Annotated in this window: 3 protein-coding genes; all 3 read left to right on the top strand. The window is 68.0% G+C overall.

The features are described 5' to 3' along the window. Window positions 1–295 precede the first annotated feature (295 nt). The 3 genes from VN419_RS13025 to VN419_RS13015 all read left to right on the top strand — a co-directional run bounded on the left by VN419_RS13025 (window position 296) and on the right by VN419_RS13015 (window position 4,697). On the top strand, window positions 296–1,246 hold the full coding sequence (locus VN419_RS13025; protein ID WP_325647650.1) for a UDP-glucuronic acid decarboxylase family protein: 951 nt from the start codon (window positions 296–298) through the stop codon (window positions 1,244–1,246). Between the two features lie 12 nt (window positions 1,247–1,258). After that, window positions 1,259–3,160, top strand: coding sequence for an asparagine synthase (glutamine-hydrolyzing) (gene asnB, locus VN419_RS13020; RefSeq protein ID WP_325647649.1), 1,902 nt, complete (start codon window positions 1,259–1,261; stop codon window positions 3,158–3,160). Between the two features lie 238 nt (window positions 3,161–3,398). Continuing rightward, window positions 3,399–4,697, top strand: a complete 1,299-nt coding sequence (locus VN419_RS13015; RefSeq protein ID WP_325647648.1) for an MFS transporter — start codon at window positions 3,399–3,401, stop codon at window positions 4,695–4,697. Window positions 4,698–4,815: the final 118 nt, after the last annotated feature.

Below are 4,815 nucleotides of genomic sequence, written 5' to 3'. Positions count from 1 at the left end.
ATATAAGCACTTTAGATAAAGGGGGCGCAATTTGAAAGTCTCTCGCGTAAGTATTCGCTACTGCTAAACTTCTTTTTTGTAGGCGCCGGGCATAACAAAGCCCCCCGTCTCCCCCACGTTTCAACATCTGGCACCGCTACCCCATTCTTTTCGAAATTGGTAGCACGAATATAGAATTCATACTCAACTCGTGTGCGTTGCGGCTGAATCCATACCCGCCATGCGGACTTGTGCCCTGGCGGGATTCAGCTTATTGAGCCCCTACGCTCCACTACACTGACACGCGGGAGAGCACATGGCCGAGAACAAACGCATCCTCATCACCGGCGGATCAGGCTTCCTGGGCTCGCATCTGTGCGAAAGGCTGCTCAGCGCCGGGCACGATGTGCTCTGCGTGGACAACTACTTCACCGGCAGCAAGGAAAACATCCGCCACCTGCTGGGCCAGCCCCGCTTCGAGCTCATGCGCCACGACGTGACCTTCCCGCTCTACGTGGAGGTGGACGAGATCTACAATCTGGCCTGCCCGGCCTCGCCCATCCACTACCAGCACGACCCCGTGCAGACCACCAAGACCAGCGTGCACGGAGCCATCAACATGCTGGGCCTGGCCAAGCGCATCAAGGCCAAGATCCTGCAGGCCAGCACATCCGAAGTTTACGGCGACCCGAGCGTGCACCCGCAGACCGAGGACTACTGGGGCAACGTGAACCCCATCGGTCCGCGCGCCTGCTACGACGAAGGCAAGCGCTGCGCCGAGACGCTCTTCTTCGACTACCACCGCCAGCATGCCCTGCGCATCAAGGTGGCGCGCATCTTCAACACCTACGGGCCGCGCATGGCCGTGAACGACGGCCGCGTGGTCTCCAACTTCATCGTGCAGGCCCTGCGCGGCGAGGACATCACCGTCTACGGCGACGGCGGCCAAAGCCGCTCCTTCTGCTACGTGGACGAGCTGGTGGACGGCCTGGTGCGCCTGATGGAGAACACGCCCGACGACTTCACCGGTCCGGTGAACCTGGGCAACCCGCGCGAGTTCACCATCCTGGAGCTGGCCGAGAAGGTCATCGCCCTGCTCGGCTCGCGCTCCAAAATCATCCACAAGCCCCTGCCCCAGGACGACCCCATGCAGCGCAAGCCGGACATCACCCTGGCCAAAAGCGCCCTGGGCTGGGAACCGCAGATCCGTTTGGAAGAAGGCCTGAAGCCCACGGTGGACTACTTCCGGCGCGTGCTGGGCCTGTAAGGAACACCCTGCATGTGCGGCATTTGCGGACACATACGCGCAGGCGGCCTGCGCGACGCCGACCTGCGCGGGCAGTTTCCGGCGCGCCTGGAGGGCGTACTGGCGGGCATAGCCCACCGGGGGCCCAACGCCACCGGGCGCTGGGCTTGCGAACACGCGGCCCTGGGCCACGCGCGCCTCTCCGTTCTGGACCTGGACGAGCGCGCGGGCCAGCCCATGCACGACCCGCACACGGGCAACGTCATCGTCTTCAACGGCGAGATCTACAACTTCCGCGCTCTGCGCGCCGAACTCGAAAAGCGCGGCGAAACCTTCCGCACCACGGGCGACACCGAGGTGCTGCTGGCCATGTACCGCATCCACGGCCAGGACTGCCTGAAGCACCTGCGCGGCATGTTCGCCTTCGCCCTCTGGGATGCGGCGAGACAGGAGCTCTTCCTCGCCCGCGACCCCCTGGGCAAAAAGCCCCTGGTCTACTTCGAGGCGGATTCCGGCCTGGTCTTCGCCTCTGAAATCCGCGCCCTGCGCGCCCACCCGGACTGCCCGACCCTGGACGGCGGCGCCCTGGACCCCGAGGCCTTGGACCTCTACTTAAGCCTGGGCTACGTGCCCGCGCCCAAAACCATCCTCAAGGGCGTGCGCAAGCTGCCCCCCGGCTGCTGCGCCACCTATTCCTGCCGCGCCGCCGCCGGCCTCTCCATCCGCCGCTACTGGGAGATGGACTTCCGCGACAAGCTGAACATCTCCGAGGCCGAAGCCCTCGATCTGGCCTGGGCCGAGCTGCGCGAAAGCGTGCGCCTGCGCCTGGAGTCCGACGTGCCCCTGGGCCTGCTCCTCTCCGGCGGGGTGGATTCAAGCCTTGTGGCCGCCGTGCTGGCCGAGCTGTGCCCCGGCAAGGTGCAGGCCTTCTGCATCGGCTTTGGCGAAAAGAAGTACAACGAACTGCCCCACGCCCAGGCCGTGGCCAAGCACCTGGGCATCACCCTGCACCACGAGATCATGCCCCCGGCCAGCCTGGCCATGCTGCCGGAGGTCGTCGAACGCTACGGCGAGCCCTATGCCGACGACTCCGCCCTGCCCGCGCTGGCCCTTTCGCGCATGGCCAGAAGCCACATCACCGTGGCCCTGGGCGGAGACGGCGGCGACGAGCTGTGCTGCGGCTACCCCACCTACCGCCACGCGCGCATGGCCAGCGCCCTGAACGCGCTTGTCACCCCGCCCCTGCCGGGCGATCAGACCCTGCGCGCCCTCACCGCCTCGGACAGCAGCCTGGCCCAGGCCCTGCGCGAGTCCCTGGCCGCCAACATCTGGCCCGAGGCCAAGCCCCTTCTGCGCGCCGAAGGCCGCATGAAGCCCATGAAGGACCGCCTGTACACGCCGCAGACCGCGCGCGCCGTGGCCCAGGCCCACGCCGACTGGTTCCTGCCCTGGCTGCGCCGCGCCTACGAGCGCGCCCAGAACCCCGTCGAACGCATCCTGTTCATCGACAACAGCACCAGCCTGCCCGACGACCTCCTGGTGAAGATGGACATCGCCAGCATGGCCCACGCCCTGGAAGTGCGCTCGCCCCTGCTGGACCAGAAGCTCGTGGAGCTCTTCGCCCGCTTCCCCGTGCGCCTGAAAGTGCGCGGCCGCGAGACCAAATACCTGCTCAAGCGCATGGCCGAAACCCGCGTGCCCCCGCATGTGCTCTACCGCCGCAAGCAGGGCTTCGACCTGCCCATCCGCGAATGGATGGCCGGACCCATGCGCGGCTTCGTGCGCGAGGCGCTCTCCCAGGCCGCGCCCGCCCTGAAGGAGCACCTGCGTCTGGACGCCGCCCTGACCCTGGCCGAGGAGCACGCCCACGGCAAGAACCACAAGAACATGCTCTGGCGGCTGGTGGTGCTGGCCCTGTGGAGCAAGGGGAAGTAGGTTGGAAGCTGGGGCTCTGCCCCAGGCCCCGCCAGGGGGTATGCACCCCCTGGACCCGCAGGCCAACGGAGAAGCCCCGGAGCGCTCTTGCGCTCCGGGGCTTCTCCGTTGGGGCAGGCCGAATGGGAAAAATCCAGCGAGGAACGACTCCGTCAGGGCTGGCGAGACCTTCGCCTGCAGCACCCAGTGCCGCGCCCGACCTATTGCCCCCACGGCCCGCCTGGAGTAGAGGGCGCGCATGAGCCAGTCCGCCCTCGCCGCCCTGCGCCGCAAGATCGATTTGCGGCTGCTGCCCTACCTGTTCCTGCTCTACGTGGTGGCCTACCTGGACCGCGTGAACGTGAGCTTCGCCGCGCCGGGCCTGTCGCAGTCCCTGGGCTTCACCAGCTCGGTGTTCGGCCTGGGCGCGGGCATGTTCTTCGCGGGCTATGTGCTGTGCGAGGTGCCGAGCAACCTCATTTTGCGTCGTGTGGGCGCGCGGCTGTGGATCGCGCGGATCATGATCACCTGGGGCATCGCCGCCTGCGGCATGGCCCTGGTGCACGCGGCCTGGAGCTTTCACGTGCTGCGCTTCCTGCTCGGCGTAGCCGAGGCCGGTTTTCTGCCCGGCATCATCTACTACCTGACGCTCTGGTACCCGCCCCAGCGCCGCGCCCGCGCCGTGGCCCTGTTCATGGCCGCAACTCCCGTGGCGGGCATCGTGGGCGCGCCCCTGTCCGGCCTGCTGCTGGGGCTGGGCGGCGTGTGGGGCCTTGAGGGTTGGCAGTGGATGTTCGTGCTGGAGGGCGTTCCCGCCGTGCTGCTGGGCTTCTCGGTCCTGCGCCTGCTGCCCGACGGCCCGGAGGATGCGCACTGGCTGCTGCCCGCCGAACGCGCCGCCCTGGCCCAGGAACTGGCCGAAGCGCCAAGCGAGGAGCCCCACGGCCTGCGCGGGGTGATTGCCGCCCTGGCGCGCGACCGCCGCGTGTGGCTGCTTTCCATCGCCTACTTCGCGCTGTGCGTGGGCATGTACGGGCTGGTCATGTGGATGCCCACCATCATCGGCGAAATCCTCGGCCCCGGCGCGACACCTGTGCGCGTGGGGTTTCTGTCCGCCATCCCCTACCTGGGCGGCGTGCTGGGCATGGTCCTGGTTGGCCGCCATTCCGACCACACCGGCGAGCGTCGCTGGCACACCGCCGGGCCGCTCTTCGTCAGCGCCTGCGGTTTTCTTCTGAGCCTTCTCCCTGTCAGCCAATGGCTCGGCAGCGCGCATGGCCCCTGGTGGAGCCTCGCCTGCTTCACCATCGCCACCATGGGCCTGTGGGGCATGCTCGGCCCCTTCTGGACCATCCCCACGGGCTTCCTGTCCGGCGCGGCGGCCGCGGGCGGCGTGGCGCTCATCAATTCCATCGGCAACACCGGCGGCTTCGTGGGCCCCACCCTGGTGGGCATGGTGCGCGACGCCACCGGCAGCCACGCCTACGGCTTCCTGTTCATCGCCGCCACCATGGCGCTCGGCGGCTGGTGCATCCTCTTCGTCACGCGGCGGCGGTAGGGAAGAATCAGGGGCGCTGCCCCTGCACCCCGCTGGTGGCGCTGCCCGATGCCCACGCAAGGGGCTCCGCCCCCAGGCCCCGGCAAGGGGCTCTGCCCCTTGACCCCGCCAGAGGGCA

It is taken from the genome of Humidesulfovibrio sp. (assembly GCF_035560995.1).
Lineage (GTDB): Bacteria > Desulfobacterota > Desulfovibrionia > Desulfovibrionales > Desulfovibrionaceae > Humidesulfovibrio.
Note: the sequence above shows the minus strand (reverse complement) of the source record. Positions and strands in the feature narration are given on the sequence as shown.

Excerpts from the sequence above, each read along its gene's own strand:
- VN419_RS13025 (WP_325647650.1), top strand. The coding sequence starts at position 296 with ATGGCCGAGAACAAACGCATCCTCATCACCGGCGGATCAGGCTTCCTG.
- asnB (WP_325647649.1), top strand. The coding sequence starts at position 1,259 with ATGTGCGGCATTTGCGGACACATACGCGCAGGCGGCCTGCGCGACGCC.
- VN419_RS13015 (WP_325647648.1), top strand. The coding sequence starts at position 3,399 with ATGAGCCAGTCCGCCCTCGCCGCCCTGCGCCGCAAGATCGATTTGCGG.